The following is an 18,440-nucleotide window of genomic DNA, read 5'->3' as shown; positions in this document are numbered from 1 at the left end:
ATAAATCTACATGACTTTTACATTACTGATACTATCTATTAGAAAATCTGCAAGTCTTATTTTCCAGTAAAGTATTTAACCGCTGACGCAAACAGGTGCTGGTCTTTATTGCCTGGGATATTTTGGAAAAGACCTTCCTCATAACGTTCTGAGTGGCCCATCTTACCGATGATTTGGCCATTCTTGCTAGTAATTCCTTCGATGGCATGGACAGAACCATTTGGATTGTACTTAGAATCCATACTTGGTTTGCCGTTAAAGTCAACATATTGGCTGAAAATTTGTCCATTGTCACGGAGCTCAGCGAATTCCTCAGCCGTCACGACAAACTTCCCTTCACCATGCGAAACAGGAATAGCGTGGATATCGCCTACTTGCACACCAGCTAACCATGGTGAGTTGGTATTGGCAATACGGGTTTCCACCATCTTGGCCACGTGTTGATTGGCATCATTGTAGAAGAGGGTTGGACTAGTATTATTAGCATCCTCGAAATTCCCGTATGGAAGAAGACCTGATTTGACCAAGGCCTGGAATCCATTACAGATACCGATAATCAAGCCACCACGGACGATAAAGCTATCAATAGCCACACGGACTTTTTCATTGAGAAGGATATTGACGATAAACTTAGCGGAACCATCTGGCTCGTCCGCAGCTGAGAAACCACCTGCAAAGAAAAGGATATTAGCCTTGCCGATGTTATCAACCATAGTTTCAACTGAATTGACAATGGCTTCTTCATTCAAGGTCACAAATGGCACTAAGTTGACCTCTGCACCTTCTTTTTCAAAAGCCTTAGCTGAGTCATATTCTGAGTTAGTTCCTGGGAAGACTGGGATGTAAACCACAGGTTTTTCAACCTTTTCTTTGGCTTTAATCACAACATCTGATACCACAGCTGGTACTTCAGCCAGTTCTTTGACTTGGTCAAACTCTGTTGGGTAAACTTCTTCCAGTTTTCCTTGGAAAGCACTGTCAAGTTTCTGTCCATCTAGCTTCACATCGTTGACAGTTAGTGTAAAGTCTGCTTTCGTTTGACCGATTTTCTCTACTCCAGCAATTTCTTCAGGAGATGTAAAGACAAATCCACCCAATTGAGCTGTCAAAGCCGTTTCAAGTTCAGGCAAGCTTACTTCTGCACCGATATGATTTCCAAAAGTAGCAAGTGCCAAACTTTCAACCACACCACCATATTTGACAGCTGATGCAGATGTCACTTTGTGACCAGCTTGGATGTCTTCAAACTGAGCAAAATTAGACTTAATCAAGTCAAAATCAATCTCTGTAGAGAGGGCTTGACCTGGGATGTAGTAGATATTTTCTCCAGCAGCTTTAAATTCTGGAGAGAGCACATTACGGCTATCTGCCGTCGTCACCCCAAAGGCAACCAAGGTTGGCGGAACGGTCAATTCTTCAAAAGTACCAGACATAGAGTCCTTACCACCGATAGATGGCAAACCAAGTTGAATCTGTGCTTCGATAGAGCCTAGAAGAGCTGCTACTGGCTGGCCAAAACGCTCGGCTTGTTTGTCCATCCGCTCGAAATACTCTTGGTAAGAGAAACGAGCCTTAGACCAGTTTGCGCCAGCAGCCACCAAACGAGCAGTTGCTTCGATAACCGCATAAGCAGCACCGTGGTATGGAGACCATTCAGCTACATATGGGTTGAAACCTTGAGCCATGACTGAGGCAGTATGAGTCACACCGTGTTGTACAGGCAATTTCTGCACAGAAGCCTCAGTCGGTGTGAGTTGGTAGCGACCACCAAGCGGATGGTTGACTGTAGAACGACCGACTGAGCAATCAAAGATAGTCTGCAAGCCTTTTTGACTCGCATGGTTCAAGTCAGATAGAACCGTATGTGTATCAAATTCAAGTGTGTCAGCGCTTGTTGTGCGCTCTTCTGGGAGTTTGACATCCTTGTCCACCACCTTTGCATCAACGACCACGCGCACACCATTGGTATCAAGGAAACGACGTTCCAAGTCGACAATGGTTTCACCATTCCAGTGCATAACCAGATTTGGTTTTTCAGTCACCGTAGCCACCACAACAGCATCAATATTTTCTTTGTTACATTCTACAACAAAATCATCTACGTCCTCAGGACGAACCACAACTGCCATCCGTTCTTGTGATTCAGAGATAGCAAGTTCGGTACCATTCAAGCCTTGGTATTTAAGAGGAACCTTGTTGAGGTCGATTTCAAGACCGTCTGCCAATTCACCGATAGCTACACAGACACCACCAGCACCAAAGTCATTGGACTTCTTGATAAGACGAGTCACATCGCCATTACGGAACAGACGTTGAATCTTGCGTTCTTCGATGGCATTCCCTTTTTGAACCTCAGCACCAGCAGTCTCTACAGACTCAACTGTTTGAACTTTAGAAGAGCCTGTCGCACCACCGACACCATCACGTCCAGTCTTACCTCCAAGAAGGATAATGACATCACCCGCTTCTGGTTTTTCTCGGACGACATTGCCCTTGGGAGCAGCACCTACAACTGCACCTAACTCCATACGTTTAGCAACAAAGCCTGGGTGGAAGTACTCACGAACGTAGGTCGTCGCAAGCCCAATCTGGTTTCCGTAAGAAGAATAACCATGAGCAGCTGTCTTAGAAATGACCTGTTGTGGCAATTTCCCAGCACGCGTTTCCGAAATCGGTGCTGTAATATCACCGGCACCTGAGATACGCATAGCTTGGTAAACGTATGAACGTCCTGATAATGGGTCACGAATGGCTCCACCAATACAGGTAGCAGCTCCACCAAATGGCTCAATCTCAGTTGGGTGATTGTGGGTTTCGTTTTTAAACATGAGGAGCCATGGTTCTTTCACACCATTAACGTCCACTTCGATTTCTACTGAGCAAGCGTTAATCTCGTCTGACACTTCCATATCGTCCAACCGCCCATTAGCACGCTCATATCGACCGAAAATAGTCGCCATATCCATCAAGGTTTGCGGTTTTTCCGAACGCCCCAACTCATCACGCATGGCAATATACTTGTCATAGGTTGACTGCAATTGCTTTTGGAATTTAGAAGCTGAAAAGTCGATGTGCTTCAACTCAGTCTCAAAAGTCGTGTGACGGCAGTGGTCAGACCAGTAAGTGTCCAAAACCTTGAGTTCCGTCTCAGTTGGCACACGTCCAATTGACTTGAAATAATCTTGGATAAAGAGCAAATCATCCACTTCCATAGCCATCCCTTGCTCGTCCTTGTAGCGAGCAAAGTCCTCTGCTGTATAGCTTTCAAAGAAAGTCAATTTCGGAATAGTCTTGTCTGACTCAGAAAATTCCTGCTTGGAAATCCCTGTCGTGATGTCCTTGAAACGAGAATCAACTGGATTGAGCAAGTAGTTTTTGACTGCTTCTAATTCGGTCGAATCAATATCTTTATTGACCAAGTAAAGTTGGGCTGTATTGACTATTACATCACTCGAACTTCCTAGCAAAAGCAAGGCTTCCTGTGAAGAAGCTGCACGCTGGTCAAATTGACCTGGCAGGCTTTCAATGGCAAAGAAAGCATAGTTAGCCAGATCCGCCTGTACAGCAGCTTCGTCCAAGACATGGTCTGTCACCTGCTCAGAGAAAATGTGTTTCTCTGCAGGCGCAAACAAGTCCTCTGCCAAATCAAATACATCATACACTTGCACGATGCGAATACTTTTCAAACTTGACAGTCCCAAGTTATGCTTGAGTTCTCTAACCAAACTCTCTGACTTGACCTGAAAATCAGCCTTTTTTTCAACAAAAATACGTTTATCCATCAATCTTTATTCCTTTATTTCAGCTCTTGCAATATCCCCAACGACCTTGAGGTTGTTATTTCAATTCCTGCAACTTTTCCCAAACAATCTCGTAAACGTCTGTTAGTTCTCCCAATCCTCTACGGAAAACATCCTTATCCATGTGGTTGCCATCCGCATCCCACAAACGGCAGTTATCTGGTGAAAATTCGTCTGCCAAGATAATCTTGCCATCCTTATCAAAACCGAACTCTAGCTTAAAGTCAATCAACTTAAGCCCAATCTCAGCAAACCAAGCTTTCAAGAGTTCATTGATACGACGCGTTTCTTCCTTCAAGTAGGCAATCTGCTGGTCATCCGCAATCTGTAGGAATTTCACATGCTCGTCATTGATGAATGGATCATCCAAATCATCATTTTTATAGTAAAATTCGACAATCGGAGTCTCCAAGGCGATTCCCTCATCCACACCAAAACGTTTTGAAAAGGAACCAGCTGTATAGTTGCGAAGCACGACCTCCAGAGGAATAATCTTAACCTTTTTATTGAGTTGTTCTGTATCTGAAAGTTTCTCCACAAAGTGAGTCGCCACACCAACCGCATTTAATTTCTCAAAAATAAAAGATGAAATCTGATTATTCAAGACTCCCTTACCTGCAATCTGCTCCTTCTTAACACCATTGAAAGCAGTCGCCTGATCCTTGTAAGTTGAAATAATAAGATTTTCATCCTCAGTTGTATAGATATCTTTAGCTTTTCCCGAATAGATAAATTGTTTTGACATTTAAAAGTTCGCCTTTCGTATTACTTGAGCACATTCTACCATAAAAAACTTAAAATTACAAGAATTTAACCGAATAAATAACGTATCGACATTAAAAATCGTAAAGAAAAAACTGCAAGAAGAATCTTTCTCACAGTTTTAAAATCATTTAACTCTAAAAACACGAACATTACTCTTTGTTCAAAAATTGATCCAAATAATAACGTAGATAACTTTTCTTACCCGTAATCATCTGCAGGCGACCTTCCACCCCGTACCGAAGTTTTGCAACCTGCTCAGAAGTTAGATTAGTCTCCGCCTCAATTTTAAAGAAATTCCCTTTCTCAGTCTTAGTAGCTGTCGAATCAATGCTTGTAATAGTAGAATCTAGGAAAAGTTGATTCTTGGCATCATGAGTCGTCGTATAGCGAACAGAATCACCGACCTTGATTCTTCCTACATCCTTTGAACTAAGATAAGCTGTTAGTTTGGCTTTCCCTTCTTTTTCCAAGGACGGATAAAGTTGGGCTAGTAGGGCACCTTCTGCAACCATGGTAGAATCACTGGTCTCAGGATTAAGGTGAAGCACTCCATCCTCACTTGCCGTAATTTTCCCCTTGTCTAAAAGATTTCCCTGTACCTTCTTACCTGACTCCACCTCCAAGATTTTCTGGTCTAGAAGGGTCAATTCCTGACCAACCTTCGCTAAGTGTTGGGATTTAAGGGACTCCAATTGACTGCTTAAGCCTGACGCATAGGCTTGCTGGGTACCTGAACCTGCATACTGGACACGGTAAGTAGCAAGACTGGATTCTAACTGAGAAAGCTGCGCTTCAACCTGCGCAACTGCCTGAGCTTTAGCTTGCGGATTTTCCTCACCCTGAGACTTGTAGGACTGGTAGAGGGAGTAGGCTAGATTCTGACTGGCCAAGGAAGCGCCTATTTCAATAGCTGACTTAGCTGTCTGGTAATCGCGAATTTTAGCCTCTGTTTGGCTGATGAGATTGCCGATTTCGGCTTGGGTTTGGCTAGCTGCTGCATTCTGGGACGCGATGGTCTCATTTTGTTGCGATGTACTAGCCCTAAGACTACCTGCTTGGCTGAGGTAGTCGCGAAAGGTGGCTTGGTAGCCAAACTTATCCTCCTCTGGAAAGTAATCCGTCCCTTCTTGCAGGCTCTTTTGCAAATACTCCAATTGCTTTTTTTGATCCTTAAGCATGTCCAACTGACTGACATAAGACTCCGCTTGGACACCCTCTGCCCCTTCCTGATATTGAACCAGAAGATCTCCCTTCTTAACCAGCTTATTTTCTTCCAAATGATTGACAAGAATGCGATTGTTGCTAGTTGACTGGATATTTGCAAGGATTCGACTAGGCTCAACAGTAGCTCTAGTAGACAAGCTCATCTCCTTCTCTGCAAGAGTTGCAAAGCCAAGTAAAAACACAAGTAGAAGGGACATGGGTACAATAACCCGACTGGAAAAATTATGGTAACGACGATTATAAAACTCCGCACTTTCTAAAAATTCTGGTTTCATCCTCTCCTCTTTCTAGCTATTGACCAAATGGGCATAAAATCCACCCTGTGCAAGCAAATCAGCATGCTTTCCTTCTTCAACAATCTTGCCCTGATCCAAAACAACAACCTTCTCTGTCCGCTCAGCAATGGTCAAGCGGTGAGCAATGAAAATCAAGGTCTTGTCTAAAGCCATAAGATTATCGACAATTCGCTTCTCTGTCAGAATATCCAAACTGCTAGTTGCCTCATCCAAAATCAAGACCGGCGCATCTGTCAAGAGAGCACGCGCTAGAGCAATTCTCTGACGTTGACCACCTGAGATTCCTGCCCCATCCGAAGTCAATTCTGTCTGGTAATTCAGGGGCATGCGCTCAATGTCCTCCCGAATCTCTGTCAACTCGACCGCCCGCAAGATGTCCTCCTGAGTCGTCCCCTCCTTGGCTCCCAAAAGAAGATTCTCCAAAATCGTTCCGTTAAAGACATAGGGCTGTTGAGGCAGATAGTTGATATACTGGCGCAGGGCCTTTTTATCAATCTGATTGAGATTGACACCACCCAGACTAATCTCTCCCTGACTTGGGTCGTAAAAATTCACCATCATCTTAGCCAAGGTCGTCTTACCTGACCCTGAAATCCCCACAAAAGCCACCTTAGAGCCTTGGGGAATGGTCAAATTGATATCTGACAAGACATCTCGACCATAGCCATACTTGTAATGAACCTGCTTGAAGGTCATATCTCCCTTCATCAAGCTCAAATCCTCAACCGTTTTCTTCTCCTCAAACTCCGAAGCTACTAGATAAACTTCATTCAGACGGTTATTGGCAACCTGCGCTGTCTGAAGCTTGGTTTGCAGATTGATGATATTTTCCAAAGGATTAGTAAAGTAAACCAGCAAGGTATTATAGGTAATCAACTGCCCCAAACTTATCTTGCCATCCATGACCAGAACAGCCCCCATCCAGAGAATACCGACATTGAGCAAGAGATGGGCAACTTTTTTCAGAGCCTTTTGCTGACTCTCTGCCCGACTATAGATAAAGGATTTTTTCAGATAATCCACAAATTCCTTGTCAATCTTTTGGTAACGCTGACTTTCACTGGTCAAAGACTTAATGGTCTCAATACCGTTGATGTCCTCGATGATAGAAGAAGACAGAACCGCATTGGCTTCCATGGTATCCCGATTCATCTTCTCAAACGGCTTCATAAAAGCAAAGATAATTACTGTGTAAATAGGAAGCGCCAATAAGGTCATGAAAAAGAGATTGGTATTTTGTGAAAATAAAACAAGTGAAATAATGACAACCGTTGACACATCTAGGAAAATCGAAAGAATGGTCGAAGCCAGCGCATCAATGATACTGTTAGCATCTGTAAAACGAGACACGATTTCCCCTGTCCGTCGTGTCGCAAAAAAGGACATAGGCAGGTGAAAAACATGTTTGATATAGGATAAAATCACGTCAATCGACAAGCGTTGCCCCAAAACAAGTAAGAGATACTCCTGAGCGTAAGACAAGATTTGCTGGAGAATATAAACAATCACCAGCCCAATAGAAATAATCCCCAGTGTCGAACGCATCTGATCTGGCACATAGGTATCAATGATAGACTGCAGATAATAAGAACCCACAATGTTAATCAAGGTTACCAAGAGTGTTGCCAAAACGATATTAGCAATCAAGCCACGCTGCTTCACTAATATAGGGATAAAAGAAAGCAGACCATTCTTTTGATCCTTATGAGGCTTGTAGTCTGGACTAGGTGCCATAAAAAGAGTCACCCCTGTCCATTCTTCCGCAAAACGCTCACGTGGCAGTTTAGTTAACTTCACCCCGGGATCTGGATCGGCAATATGAATGCTATCCTTATCCTGCCCAGTCACCACATAGTAGTGGAGCAATTTCCCTTCCTTAAGCACATGAGCAACAAAAGGAAAAGTCAAATCTGGCAAATCAAAGAGCGTCATATCCGCCTTGATGGCTCGTGTCTCAAAGCCAATCTCCTCTGCCACCTTGACCAAGCCCAAAGCCGTCGTCCCATCCATGGTCGTCTTGGCCAATTCTCGCAAGTGAGCCAAAGAATAATAGCTACCATAGTAGCCAAAAACCATAGCTAATGAAGCTACACCGCAGTCCATCTGATCCACCTGCGGACGATAGTGACGTTTCCCAAATTTCATATTCATCTCCTTTTCCTAAACTCATCTGATAACAACTATCTTACCCCAATCCCCAAACAAAAACTGGACTTCCTTCCCAAATGCGCCTATCTCCCTCCCAACTGCACTTTTCGGATAAAAAAATAGGCAGAACAAACGTCCTACCTACTAAAAATATGGTATGAAAGGAAGTTGATTTTTTACTGTCACCCTAGGCAAGCTTGGGACAAATAAATCATTGATAGTAACCTTTACGATATCCTATTTAAAGTTAATTCAATTTTTAATGTCCCTGCTATTTCTAAGCCACCTCTGGTATAATCTATTCATAGTCAGAATAGATAACACCGTTCTAAATTACGATTCATAGTTACTCCGTTTTTTGATTCGTTACTATAAGACACCTATTCCCTATAGAGCGTCTACTGCTTCAAATTTATCTATTCTTTTTTTTCTTTACTTCTATATAAAAGAATGAATACCATCACAAATAATGCAATCGTTGGTATATTGAAACTATCAAGCCAAGTAGGTAAAGATACTTTATTCATATCAGCTACTAATCTGATGATGATATAAGACATTGAACTAAGTAATACCATAATTTCAGGCCAAACTTTCAGTATTGATTTAACGAATTTCATATTAAACTCCGATGTGATGCATTCTTAGATTCTAGCCTAGCTATTTTCAGCGCAGACTAACAAGTCATTCTTAACTGTTTACTCTACTCGCTTTTTATTGACCTTATATCCTAGATAAAAGAGCCCAAATAAAACAGGGTAAATTTCTGGATAAAATAGGGTATTGATCGGATTTTTCAAAATCAAATACGTTGCGATGTAGATAATGAGTGATACGGTAAAATAACCCTCAGCAAAACCTAATAAAAATGTTTTCATAAGAAACTCCTAATTACCTGACAAGAGTGGCGGAAAAACGCTACCATTCATATACACAAAATCCTTTTGATTCATGTTCTTCATTTATAGTTTTGATTATTTTTTGACAAATCTTTGCGAAAAATACCAAAATATGCTGAGAAAAGCAAACCAACCAAAGTCCATTGCCAATTAAAGGATACTAACGAACCTGTACGAATCACATGAAGCGCAACATTAAGAGTTATTCCCAACAAAGGAAATATCGTAGCTAGTTTAGGTAACAATGTATTGAGATTAAGGTCGCGATTATTCATTATCTAACGCCCACGACGAGCAAAATCTGAACCAAATTTGTAACCAGCATTAAAAATTTGTACAGCAGCATTCAGTAGTCCTGCAATTCCAACTGCTTCCGCAAGACCAAAACCACCTTTTGTTCCCACTAATTCATCGTCAGATAATTGATAAAATTGTTCTAAGTTCATATTCGTCATTACTCCTTTGTATTATATTTTATTGCTATGTAAATGATTAAAATGAGTATTGGATAAGTAAATACTTCTGAAATATCCATAAAATTTACACTATACTGTCCAGATAATATTTTATAATCAATTAAAATTTGAACGATAGTAAAAATAATACGTAGCGATAACAATACCCCTAATAATATCACTTCTTTTTTTAAAAACATAGAAATACCTCTCTGACTACAATCAGATTATGGTCTATTCGAAAACGAATTCAAAAATATAATATATGATATTCATTTTAATAAACTATATTAATAAAATGCATTGTAAACATTTCGCCCAAATGCTCTACCAGCATTATAGATACCACCGAAAAATCTTCCCGTACTATCAATCACTTTATGGACATCGATGTTAATATTACCTCTCCATGACACTCGACCGCCCTCTACTGTTGCTAAATCTTTTTCTGTAAGACTTGTAAATTTTTCTTCAATTTTTATCATATTCATTATGTCTGTTCCTCTTTATCTATAATTTTTTATTAAAATAAATAATTGTAAACCATTTCGCCAAACTTCTGCCCCGCCCAATAAATCGGTCCTAAAAGTAATGTCCCTAAAGCATAAACCCCAACTACTCCAACTATGAAAATTAATACTTTTACAGGAATTGACTGCAAACTGTAAAAATTCTCTACCCTAGTAATCCAACTTTCTATTATGCGTTCCATTAGCGCTCTTCCTTCCCTGTTAACGTCCACGACGCTTAGCATGTGCTCCTGAAGCACCATCTACAGCACCCAATAAAAATGTTCCTGCAATTGCGACTCCTCCAACTACTACTAAACCAAGCAACAAGCCTCCTTCTACATCGGCCAATTCCTCATGACTCATTACATGAAAACTATTTTCCATATTTTTAATTTGTTCCATCTTATTCTCCTTTTTTGATTATTAACGATTGAAAAGGTAGTTATTTATCTTTCCTTTTTCATATATTCTGTTCATTGTTGTAGGTAAACTTTACTCTCTAAATCTTATCTTAAAATCCAAATAACGCACGACGTAAAATTAACCCCACCATTAAACCACGTTGATAACTTTCCTTGCTACCACCCACCAGCAAGGCTAAGTCGCTTTCCTTTAATACTTCAATAGTATACTTATCATTCATTTCATTCATATCTTATCCTCCTAAAAACCAAAACCTCTACGAAATCCAATGTACCAATCTACAAGGGTCTTCGTCCAATTTTCTCCACCTTGAATATCGGTCAATTCTTCCGACGTTAGCTCAACAAATCCATAGTAATGTTCTTTCATTATTTTCCTTCCTTTCTTTTTTCTTCTCACTTATTTATTCGAAAAAATTTTCTAAAATGTACAACTAAATTAAATTTATTTAAAAAATAACTCAGTGAACCATGGGTAGAACATTGATATAAACATAAACCAGACTCCTTTCCTTTTCCTCTTATTTATCTATTCGAAAAACAATTCAAAAATGTACAGCTAATTAAATTTATTTGAAAAATAATTTAGTAAACCATGGATAGAAAATTGGTAGATACATGAACTAGGCTCCTTTCTGTTTCCTCTTACTTATCTATTCGAGAAAGAATCTAAAAAAATAAGAATATCAGAAATTTTTCCGACATTCTTATTGATAAACTCATCCAAGTCTAACAGATATTAGACATTAAGATGTTTTTTAAGTGTTCTTCTGGCTGTTCGTGATACGGGGAAGTGCAAGCCTTCTAACAGGGTCACTTCTGTCGCAGTCATCTCTTCAATGGCCTGTAAACTAACCAACGTATTGCGATTGGCATAGACAAAGTAATCTTTTTCAGCCTTGGCAGCAATATCCTTGAGACTGCCATAAATGGTCTTGATAGAATGATTGGCATAATAGACCTTGATACGATGAGATTCCACTGAGGTTTCAAAGGCTAAAATCTCATGGTAGGGTAGAGTAAAGCCCCGTCTCCCCTCAAAACTATAGGTAAAGAGACGCATATTTTCCCTCTTGTCCACTGCCAGTACATAGTCCAGACAGCGCTCCAGCTGATGACGGTAGTCCGCCTCTGGCTGATCCTTGGAAATAAAATCCAAGGCAGACAAGTGGTAGCGAAAAGCTAGTGGCAAAGCCTCCGAGTGTGTGGACACAAAGACAATACTTGTAAAAGGATCCCGCTCCCGAACCTGTTGAGCAACCTGAAAGCCCCGTTCACGCTCTCCATCAATCTCTAAATCCAATAAATAGAGCTGGTAATGGTCAAAATACTGAGAATACTTTTCAACATCTCCATAGTTTTTGGCAATATCAATTTCCAATCTCAAATTACGAGAGCGACCAATATCTAGTAAAGTCTGCTCTATCCGTCCTTGCTGGACTTTATCGTCTTCCAAAACTAAAATTCTCATTCCTCTCCCCCTCGTTTCTCATCCTTAAATGGCAATTCTAAATCTTGTCTAAAGGTCGTCTCTCCTAGCTGGGTATCTAAGTTTAAATCATAATGAAAAACCATATCCTCCAAGGTTGCTAAGCCCAGTCCACTGTGGTTTCCCTTGGTAGAGTAACCCTTTTGACTGAGAATGCTGGGATTCAGTTCTTCTTTCTTACGAGTGTTTTCAATGATAAAACGGACACTCCTATCGCCTGCCAATAAAGCAACTCGAATCTGCGGATTTTCCGCCTCACTGGCTGCCTCTAAGGCATTTGTCGTGAGGATAGAGAGGATACGGATAGCCTCCAACATCGGCAATGCTAGTTCTTCTACGACCCCCACCGTCTCCAAACTAAAATGAATTCCCTGCTTATCTGCCACAATCATGGCTTTTGCCAAGGTATTACGAATGGCTATATCATGGATATTATGAAGATTAAAGGCCGTGTAATCCGCCTTCCTCAGCTTTTCATTGGTCTTTAGAAAGACATCTTGATAAATGGTAGAAACTTCAGTCATGTCTTGATTGGCTATGGCAGGTTCCATGCTGGCGACAATTCCTGCAAAATCATGACGGAAACCTCGCACTTCATCATAGAGATGACCTAGCTTGTCCACCATCCCTTGCAAGGAACGATTTTCATCTTCCTGTCTCTGAATGGTCTGCTCATCACGATAAACCTGCTCCAAATGCTTGATGTAAAAGAGCCAAGAGAAAAAGAGAATGAAAATTAGGAGAGAGATGGTCGTGTCAAAACGAACGTAGAAAGAACTATTTATATTGGTCATAAACGAAGAGAATATCCTAAACACAGTCAGAGGTAGGATAATGAAAAAACTCTTACGATAGTGGATTTTGAAAGCATCTGAAAAGAATAAATCCAAATCCAAAGACCAACGCTTCATTATTTTACAACATAGAAATATTGATAATAAATCAAATACAGATCTATATAAGGTGGAAAACGAATCTACAAAACAACAAGGCTCACCGGATAATACACGAATCCAAATTGTCAAAAATAAATAACGAATACTCTGAAAGAAGAGAAAAAGATACAGAGAAAGAAAAAAAGCTTCCCCTTTTCTTTTATGCAATTCTAATAAAAAAACACAGTAAAAGAAGAGAATGATTCCTATATGGAATAATTCTCCAAATGTTTGACGAGCAGATAAACTAATTAAAAATACAAGGACCCAATAACGTTTTTTATAAAATTCTGGGGAAATTTGAGCACCCAAATAAATAGTAGGTACCATGGTTGAAACGACTACTAACAGTATATATAGCACAGAAACTAAGAATTCTAAAATAATCATAAATAAATCTAATCTCTAACGAATACTGTGAATTTAAGCAAAGTGTCTACCCGTACTAAATAACTTATCGCACCATTTTACGGCATCTTCAAAAATCCCTCCACCATTCACTTCCTTCAATACCTCTGGGGTTAACTCTTCAAATTGTTCCAATTCTACAAATGTATTTTTCATTTCCATGACAGACTCCTTTTCATTATTTTATAGCTAACTCTATCCCCTGCTCCATCTACAAAAGGCTTTAGCTTCCTTTTAAAATACAAGAAATCTAAAGCCTCCTGAAAATGGTATATTGGTTAGAGCGTTAACGATTAGTTGTGAAGATATTATTTTTATTTAACCACGACCACTTTATAATATTCGTTTGAGTGTGGAGATTCAATCTTAATTTTTTCACCGTATAAACCATCGATTTCTTTATCCAGATAATCTGAAACTCCTGATGGTAAGCGTTTCATCTTAAGAATTTCACCAGATTGACCCGCATAGGCTAAGATGTGATAGTGGGTTGTAGCCATACCATCATCAATTAATACAAAGTAACCTGTTTTGAGCTTACCTTGCTCATTTTCTAAATAGTATAGTTTATTGTTATTGATTGTAAAGCTGGTAGCCCCAAGACGAAGTCGTGCACCTGGATTTTCTAAATAGACATCATTGCCAGCTTTTTTAATCTCTGAATAGGTTGTCATTGCTGGGATATTAACCACACGATGTCCATTTTCATCAAAGTAGTAGCGATTTGGTAAGTTTTGGAAGTTCTGTACAACTGCCTTAGGATCAATTTCTTGTCCTTCTTCTTTATTATCCACTAAAGCTAAGGTAGTATTTGCAACCTCATCTCCATATTTATTAGAAAACTTCTTGAACTCTGGTCTGATATACCAAGCATTTTTTTCAATAATAACATCGTCACCTTTAGCATTTAGCAAATATTCTTGCCCATCTCCAAGTTTGACAATATCATGAATATTGTATCCAGCATCTTTTCTATTTGCTAGATAGCCATCCTTACCAATGACATAACTTTCCCCATCACTGGCTGGAACAGCTCTATCTGCGACCATAGCACCTGATTTTTCAAAGTAAGACCATTTACCATTTGCAGTCGCCCATCCTGTTGCCATAGCGCCACCGTCTTTGAGGTAATACCATGTAGATCCTTCTTTATACCAACCTGTACGCATGGCACCACTATCTGCTAGTGAGTACCATGTGCTACCTTCCTTGTACCAGCCAGTGCGCATAGCACCACTATCTGCTAGAGAATACCAAGTATTGCCGTCTTTGAGCCAGCCTGTCTGCATTTTACCAGTGCTGTCGAAGTGATACCATGAGCCAGCATTTTGTACCCATTTATCCTTAGCGAGACTACCATCTTGTGAAAGATTCCAGTCAGCACCATTTTTAACCCAAGTATCTGCAGCCTGTGCTTGGTTGATAGACAAAAGCAGACCAGCACCTGCAAGCAAACCAAGAGTAAGTAGTTTAGATTTTTTCATAGCCATTTCCTCCTTTATTGAATAGCTATAAGAGGACTTACCTCTTTATTTAGCTATATTCTAATACTTTTCATAGTCAAAGTCAATAATATTGTGAAAAATTAGACAATATTACCAATATCTACGAATTGTATTTTGAGTAATACCGTATTGATACAACTCTATAAAAATCCTTTCTTTTTTCTCCTTTTTGGAGATTGATTTTTCTAATTTTATTATATCCCTTATTTCTCCTCAGATTTCTCCTGTCCCTAGAAAGACTAAATCTGTTCCTAAACGGTCACTTGAACCAAATAAAAAATTCCAAAGCAAGTGCCTTGGAACTCCGATTTCTATTTTGCTTGAATAATCTTAACCACATCTCCTACACTTTGGAGTTGGTCAATTTCCTCATCGCTGATTTCGATACTAAATTCATCTTCCAGTGTCAAGATAAACTCCATCAAGTCAACTGAGTCAGCATCCAAGTCGTCTTTCAGACTCAAGGATTCTGTCACGACAAAGTCCTCTCCCTGTCGCTCTTGGATAATGGTCACAATACGGTCAAAAATTTCTTTTTCTGTCATCTCTTTTATTCTCCTGAAAATTCACGCGCAGTCTGGGCAACTACGTCTGTTTCTAGCATGGTACGAATCTGGCGGATTGTACTATAAACAGCCTTAGCATCGCTTGAGCCATGAGTCTTGACAACCGGTGCCTTGACACCAAACAAGACTGCTCCACCAACATCTGAGTAGTTGAGCTGTTTTTTCAAACCTCTGAGGCTATCCTTGAGAAGGAGGGCACCTAGTTTCGCTCGCAGACCTCCACCTGTAATAGCGGTCTTGAGCAAGCCCATGATTCCCATGGCTGTCCCTTCGATGGATTTGAGTACAGCGTTTCCCGTGAAACCATCTGCCACGACAACATCCGCAACGCTATTCATCAAATCACGCGCTTCCACGTTTCCGATAAAGTTCAAACTTTCATCAGCTGCTAGTAATTCGTAAGTTTCCTTACGAAGCGGGTCGCCCTTACTACTCTCTGTTCCGTTATTGAGCAAGCCAACACGTGGTTGCGCAATTCCGCGGACATTTTTTGCATAGAAGGAACCTAGAACCGCGTATTGATGGAGGTGCTGGGCTGTATTTTCCGCATTGGCACCGAGGTCCAGCATGTCAAAACCTTTCCCATCTACAGTCGGCAAGGTTGACATAAGCCCAGGACGGTCGATATTCTTGATACGACCTACGATGAAAAATCCTGCCGCCAACAAAGCACCTGTATTCCCAGCTGAGAGAACAGCGTCTGCTTCTCCTTCTTTGACAGCCTTGGCCGCCAATACCATGCTGGCATTTTTCTTCTTCCGAATAGCTCTCGTAGGTTCATCGTCTGAATCAATCTTCTCATCCGTATGGATAATGCTGACGCGCTCTGTCGCTGTCAGATATTGCTTGATTTTGCTTTCATCTCCGTAGAGTTGAACCTCAATATCTGAAAAGTCAGCTAGGGCTTGATTGACCCCCTCAACGATGGCCTGAGGTGCATAATCGCCCCCCATGGCATCTACTGCGATTTTTTTCATTTCTTTTCCTCTTTTAGTAATTGTCCCCAGTCTGCTAGGGAATCAATAAATTTCTTTGATTTTAGGTGAATCCCAACGTACTCTTCATAGAGTTGATCCATAAATTGGCGTAGCTCTTGCTTGATTTCAGGCTTAAGCGAAATGGTCTCCAAGGTCTCAAAATCAATGGCTTGAAATTGATTGAGCAGATAAGGAATATTGGGATTGAGATGGCAACGTCTTTCATCCTCATGATAATGATCTGGACAGAGGCAGGCTCCATATTTGAAAGAAAAATCAAAAGCCTGACCGACCCGATGGCAAAAGACACACTCATGAAAATTAAGGCTAATTCCAAAACGGGTCAAGATTTGAATTTCAAAAATATTGGTCAAAACTTGATAATCTAAGCCCTCTTCCATCAACTCTAGGGTCTTTCTCAAGAAGGCAAACAAGGGAGCATCCTGCTGATTATCCTGCAAACTAGCATCTGCAAGAGCCGCCACATAGGTCGCATAGGCCATGACAAAGAGATCGCTATTAATCTTGGGAAAGGTCATCACCTCGTGATAGTCCTCAATGTAACTGAGTCCGTCATCATTGATTCGCAAGAGAAATCGTGCCAGCACTAAAGGCTGAATAACCGACGCCAGTTTGGACTGGCCAGCATGTTTAACGAAAAACATACGCTTGCCAGCCCGCTCTGTAAAAATCTTAACTAACTTGTCATCCTCACGAAAGTTACGATTGTAGAGCACCAACCCCTGACTCGTAATAGACTGAATCATGCTTCTCTCATGTACTCCTCAAGACGTTTCATAGCTTCTCTGATGGTTTCCATGCTAGCTGCATAAGACAAGCGCACATAACCTTCTCCATATTGACCAAAAGCTGCACCAGGGATAAAGGCAACAGCCTTCTTGTGAGCAAAATCCTTCAGAAAAGCAAAAGAATCTTGATTGTAGCCTGCTGGAATCTTAGCAAAGATATAAAAGGCACCGTCAGGTTTGATAATCTCAAAACCAAGAGCAGTCATTTTATCTATAATATAGTCCCGACGCTGGATATATTCCTTCTTCATAGGTTCCGCATCGTTTTTACCAGCCGTCAATGCTTCTACCGCAGCATGTTGCGCCATGGTATTTGCGGCAGTAACCAAATACTGGTGACTCTTGATTAACTGGGCTGTGAAGGCTGCAGGAGCGAAAATCAGTCCCAAACGCCAACCTGTCATGGCATGTGATTTAGATAGACCATTGATAATAATAGCCTGATCTCTCAACATAGTTCCCAGAGATACATGGGTTTCGCCTGTGTAGGTCAATTCTGAGTAGACCTCATCACAGACAACGAAAATCTCATACTTGCGTAAAACGTCTGCCAAGGCCTCCAACTGCTCCCGACTATAGGTAATTCCTGTCGGATTGGCTGGATAGTTGAGGATAACCGCCTTGAGCTTGTCACCCTGCTCCAAAATGGCCTTCTCCAACATCTCAGGAGTCAAGACAAAACCATTTTCAGTTGTGTCAATCTCGACAACCTCTGCCCCAACTAGATTGACAATCGGTTCATAACCTGGATAAGCAGGAGCTGGCAAGAGCACCTTGTCTCCCTCTTCCAAAATAGCTGTCAAAGTAGCAGACAATGCCTCTGTCGCCCCAATTGTAACCAAGATTTCATTTTCAGGAGCATAGTCCAGTTGGTATTTTTCCTTAACAAAGTCACTGGCTGCCTGACGTAGAGTCAGCAAACCACTCATCCCTGTATAGTAGGATTGGTTCTGGTCAATCGCTCGCTTGGCCGCCTCCTTGACATGATCTGGCGTTGTAAAATCAGGTTCCCCCAAGGTCAAACGCAAGACCCCAGGAATCTCCGAAATAGCCTGGTCAAACTGACGAATCAACGAAACTTGAATCTTATCTAACTGTTTATTAAAGCGCTTAGTTAAGTCCATAGATACCTCCTACTTTCAAAACGTATCTCTATTATACTACAAAAGCCCCCCGACCGCAAAAATACATTATAGAATAGCTTTCCACTTTCTATTTTACTTTTCCTCT

General features: G+C 40.8%; 22 protein-coding genes. All 22 read right to left on the bottom strand.

Annotation, left to right across the window (positions count from 1 at the left end; all coding sequences use genetic code 11):
* Positions 1–56: 56 nt before the first annotated feature.
* Complete coding sequence (locus FJR73_RS07525) at positions 57–3,782, bottom strand: phosphoribosylformylglycinamidine synthase (RefSeq protein WP_140834209.1); 3,726 nt, start codon at positions 3,780–3,782, stop codon at positions 57–59.
* 55 nt (positions 3,783–3,837) lie between these two features.
* A complete protein-coding gene (gene purC, locus FJR73_RS07520; RefSeq protein ID WP_140834208.1) occupies positions 3,838–4,545 on the bottom strand; it encodes a phosphoribosylaminoimidazolesuccinocarboxamide synthase in 708 nt (235 codons plus the stop codon).
* A gap of 169 nt (positions 4,546–4,714) precedes the next feature.
* Positions 4,715–6,064 (bottom strand): competence pheromone export protein ComB, encoded by a 1,350-nt coding sequence (gene comB / locus FJR73_RS07515; RefSeq protein WP_140834206.1) that lies wholly within the window; start codon positions 6,062–6,064, stop codon positions 4,715–4,717.
* 12 nt (positions 6,065–6,076) lie between these two features.
* Positions 6,077–8,230 (bottom strand): peptide cleavage/export ABC transporter ComA, encoded by a 2,154-nt coding sequence (gene comA, locus FJR73_RS07510; protein ID WP_140834205.1) that lies wholly within the window; start codon positions 8,228–8,230, stop codon positions 6,077–6,079.
* 419 nt (positions 8,231–8,649) lie between these two features.
* Positions 8,650–8,853 (bottom strand): bacteriocin immunity protein, encoded by a 204-nt coding sequence (locus FJR73_RS07505; RefSeq protein ID WP_140834204.1) that lies wholly within the window; start codon positions 8,851–8,853, stop codon positions 8,650–8,652.
* 78 nt (positions 8,854–8,931) lie between these two features.
* On the bottom strand, positions 8,932–9,111 hold the full coding sequence (locus FJR73_RS07500) for a hypothetical protein (protein WP_033679470.1): 180 nt from the start codon (positions 9,109–9,111) through the stop codon (positions 8,932–8,934).
* 80 nt (positions 9,112–9,191) lie between these two features.
* Positions 9,192–9,407 (bottom strand): bacteriocin immunity protein, encoded by a 216-nt coding sequence (locus FJR73_RS10445; RefSeq protein WP_078353051.1) that lies wholly within the window; start codon positions 9,405–9,407, stop codon positions 9,192–9,194.
* Positions 9,408–9,410: 3 nt separating this feature from the next.
* Positions 9,411–9,578 (bottom strand): class IIb bacteriocin, lactobin A/cerein 7B family, encoded by a 168-nt coding sequence (locus FJR73_RS07490; RefSeq protein WP_078353132.1) that lies wholly within the window; start codon positions 9,576–9,578, stop codon positions 9,411–9,413.
* An 8-nt stretch (positions 9,579–9,586) separates the two neighbouring features.
* Complete coding sequence (locus tag FJR73_RS07485; RefSeq protein WP_023940558.1) at positions 9,587–9,787, bottom strand: hypothetical protein; 201 nt, start codon at positions 9,785–9,787, stop codon at positions 9,587–9,589.
* Positions 9,788–9,877: 90 nt separating this feature from the next.
* Positions 9,878–10,078 carry an SPPN_00645 family bacteriocin-like peptide gene (locus tag FJR73_RS07480; protein ID WP_049512841.1) on the bottom strand — a complete coding sequence of 67 codons (201 nt, stop codon included), beginning with the start codon at positions 10,076–10,078 and terminating at the stop codon, positions 9,878–9,880.
* A 32-nt stretch (positions 10,079–10,110) separates the two neighbouring features.
* The gene (locus FJR73_RS07475) at positions 10,111–10,299 is read right to left on the bottom strand and encodes a hypothetical protein (protein WP_140834203.1); all 189 of its coding nucleotides are present in this window, start codon (positions 10,297–10,299) and stop codon (positions 10,111–10,113) included.
* A 19-nt stretch (positions 10,300–10,318) separates the two neighbouring features.
* Positions 10,319–10,501 carry a class IIb bacteriocin, lactobin A/cerein 7B family gene (locus FJR73_RS07470; protein WP_140834202.1) on the bottom strand — a complete coding sequence of 61 codons (183 nt, stop codon included), beginning with the start codon at positions 10,499–10,501 and terminating at the stop codon, positions 10,319–10,321.
* Positions 10,502–10,610: 109 nt separating this feature from the next.
* Positions 10,611–10,751: a hypothetical protein gene (locus tag FJR73_RS07465; protein WP_181146624.1), complete on the bottom strand. Its 141-nt coding sequence runs from the start codon at positions 10,749–10,751 to the stop codon at positions 10,611–10,613.
* 11 nt (positions 10,752–10,762) lie between these two features.
* Positions 10,763–10,891, bottom strand: a complete 129-nt coding sequence (locus FJR73_RS07460; protein WP_000658221.1) for a smi_0059.1 family bacteriocin-like peptide — start codon at positions 10,889–10,891, stop codon at positions 10,763–10,765.
* 369 nt (positions 10,892–11,260) lie between these two features.
* Positions 11,261–11,992 (bottom strand): response regulator transcription factor, encoded by a 732-nt coding sequence (locus FJR73_RS07455; protein ID WP_140834201.1) that lies wholly within the window; start codon positions 11,990–11,992, stop codon positions 11,261–11,263.
* The gene (locus FJR73_RS10440; protein WP_235888725.1) at positions 11,989–12,804 is read right to left on the bottom strand and encodes a GHKL domain-containing protein; all 816 of its coding nucleotides are present in this window, start codon (positions 12,802–12,804) and stop codon (positions 11,989–11,991) included. Before FJR73_RS10440 ends, FJR73_RS07455 begins: the two co-directional genes overlap by 4 nt.
* A 564-nt stretch (positions 12,805–13,368) precedes the next feature.
* Entirely contained in the window at positions 13,369–13,515 is a 147-nt protein-coding gene (locus tag FJR73_RS07445; RefSeq protein WP_000425305.1) for a smi_0057.1 family bacteriocin-like peptide, read from the bottom strand.
* Positions 13,516–13,667: 152 nt separating this feature from the next.
* Positions 13,668–14,837 (bottom strand): N-acetylmuramoyl-L-alanine amidase family protein, encoded by a 1,170-nt coding sequence (locus tag FJR73_RS07440; protein WP_140834198.1) that lies wholly within the window; start codon positions 14,835–14,837, stop codon positions 13,668–13,670.
* Positions 14,838–15,169: 332 nt separating this feature from the next.
* Positions 15,170–15,403, bottom strand: a complete 234-nt coding sequence (locus FJR73_RS07435; protein WP_000136448.1) for an acyl carrier protein — start codon at positions 15,401–15,403, stop codon at positions 15,170–15,172.
* Positions 15,404–15,408: 5 nt separating this feature from the next.
* A complete protein-coding gene (plsX, locus tag FJR73_RS07430) occupies positions 15,409–16,401 on the bottom strand; it encodes a phosphate acyltransferase PlsX (RefSeq protein ID WP_140834196.1) in 993 nt (330 codons plus the stop codon).
* The gene (gene recO, locus FJR73_RS07425) at positions 16,398–17,168 is read right to left on the bottom strand and encodes a DNA repair protein RecO (protein ID WP_140834194.1); all 771 of its coding nucleotides are present in this window, start codon (positions 17,166–17,168) and stop codon (positions 16,398–16,400) included. Before recO ends, plsX begins: the two co-directional genes overlap by 4 nt.
* Entirely contained in the window at positions 17,165–18,334 is a 1,170-nt protein-coding gene (locus FJR73_RS07420; RefSeq protein WP_140834191.1) for a pyridoxal phosphate-dependent aminotransferase, read from the bottom strand. The genes recO and FJR73_RS07420 overlap by 4 nt, the downstream gene beginning before the upstream one ends.
* Positions 18,335–18,440: the final 106 nt, after the last annotated feature.

The organism is Streptococcus sp. D2, assembly GCF_006385825.1.
In the GTDB taxonomy this organism is placed as follows: Bacteria; Bacillota; Bacilli; order Lactobacillales; family Streptococcaceae; genus Streptococcus; species Streptococcus shenyangsis.
The sequence above is the reverse complement of the archived record's forward strand: the minus strand, read 5'-3'. Positions and strand labels throughout refer to the sequence as shown.

Bases quoted from the DNA above. Each gene is read 5' to 3' on its own strand.
- FJR73_RS07525 (WP_140834209.1), bottom strand. From the start codon at position 3,782: ATGGATAAACGTATTTTTGTTGAAAAAAAGGCTGATTTTCAGGTCAAG.
- purC (WP_140834208.1), bottom strand. From the start codon at position 4,545: ATGTCAAAACAATTTATCTATTCGGGAAAAGCTAAAGATATCTATACA.
- comB (WP_140834206.1), bottom strand. From the start codon at position 6,064: ATGAAACCAGAATTTTTAGAAAGTGCGGAGTTTTATAATCGTCGTTAC.
- comA (WP_140834205.1), bottom strand. From the start codon at position 8,230: ATGAAATTTGGGAAACGTCACTATCGTCCGCAGGTGGATCAGATGGAC.
- FJR73_RS07505 (WP_140834204.1), bottom strand. From the start codon at position 8,853: ATGAAATTCGTTAAATCAATACTGAAAGTTTGGCCTGAAATTATGGTA.
- FJR73_RS07500 (WP_033679470.1), bottom strand. From the start codon at position 9,111: ATGAAAACATTTTTATTAGGTTTTGCTGAGGGTTATTTTACCGTATCA.
- FJR73_RS10445 (WP_078353051.1), bottom strand. From the start codon at position 9,407: ATGAATAATCGCGACCTTAATCTCAATACATTGTTACCTAAACTAGCT.
- FJR73_RS07490 (WP_078353132.1), bottom strand. From the start codon at position 9,578: ATGAACTTAGAACAATTTTATCAATTATCTGACGATGAATTAGTGGGA.
- FJR73_RS07485 (WP_023940558.1), bottom strand. From the start codon at position 9,787: ATGTTTTTAAAAAAAGAAGTGATATTATTAGGGGTATTGTTATCGCTA.
- FJR73_RS07480 (WP_049512841.1), bottom strand. From the start codon at position 10,078: ATGAATATGATAAAAATTGAAGAAAAATTTACAAGTCTTACAGAAAAA.
- FJR73_RS07475 (WP_140834203.1), bottom strand. From the start codon at position 10,299: ATGGAACGCATAATAGAAAGTTGGATTACTAGGGTAGAGAATTTTTAC.
- FJR73_RS07470 (WP_140834202.1), bottom strand. From the start codon at position 10,501: ATGGAACAAATTAAAAATATGGAAAATAGTTTTCATGTAATGAGTCAT.
- FJR73_RS07465 (WP_181146624.1), bottom strand. From the start codon at position 10,751: ATGAATGAAATGAATGATAAGTATACTATTGAAGTATTAAAGGAAAGC.
- FJR73_RS07460 (WP_000658221.1), bottom strand. From the start codon at position 10,891: ATGAAAGAACATTACTATGGATTTGTTGAGCTAACGTCGGAAGAATTG.
- FJR73_RS07455 (WP_140834201.1), bottom strand. From the start codon at position 11,992: ATGAGAATTTTAGTTTTGGAAGACGATAAAGTCCAGCAAGGACGGATA.
- FJR73_RS10440 (WP_235888725.1), bottom strand. From the start codon at position 12,804: ATGACCAATATAAATAGTTCTTTCTACGTTCGTTTTGACACGACCATC.
- FJR73_RS07445 (WP_000425305.1), bottom strand. From the start codon at position 13,515: ATGGAAATGAAAAATACATTTGTAGAATTGGAACAATTTGAAGAGTTA.
- FJR73_RS07440 (WP_140834198.1), bottom strand. From the start codon at position 14,837: ATGAAAAAATCTAAACTACTTACTCTTGGTTTGCTTGCAGGTGCTGGT.
- FJR73_RS07435 (WP_000136448.1), bottom strand. From the start codon at position 15,403: ATGACAGAAAAAGAAATTTTTGACCGTATTGTGACCATTATCCAAGAG.
- plsX (WP_140834196.1), bottom strand. From the start codon at position 16,401: ATGAAAAAAATCGCAGTAGATGCCATGGGGGGCGATTATGCACCTCAG.
- recO (WP_140834194.1), bottom strand. From the start codon at position 17,168: ATGATTCAGTCTATTACGAGTCAGGGGTTGGTGCTCTACAATCGTAAC.
- FJR73_RS07420 (WP_140834191.1), bottom strand. From the start codon at position 18,334: ATGGACTTAACTAAGCGCTTTAATAAACAGTTAGATAAGATTCAAGTT.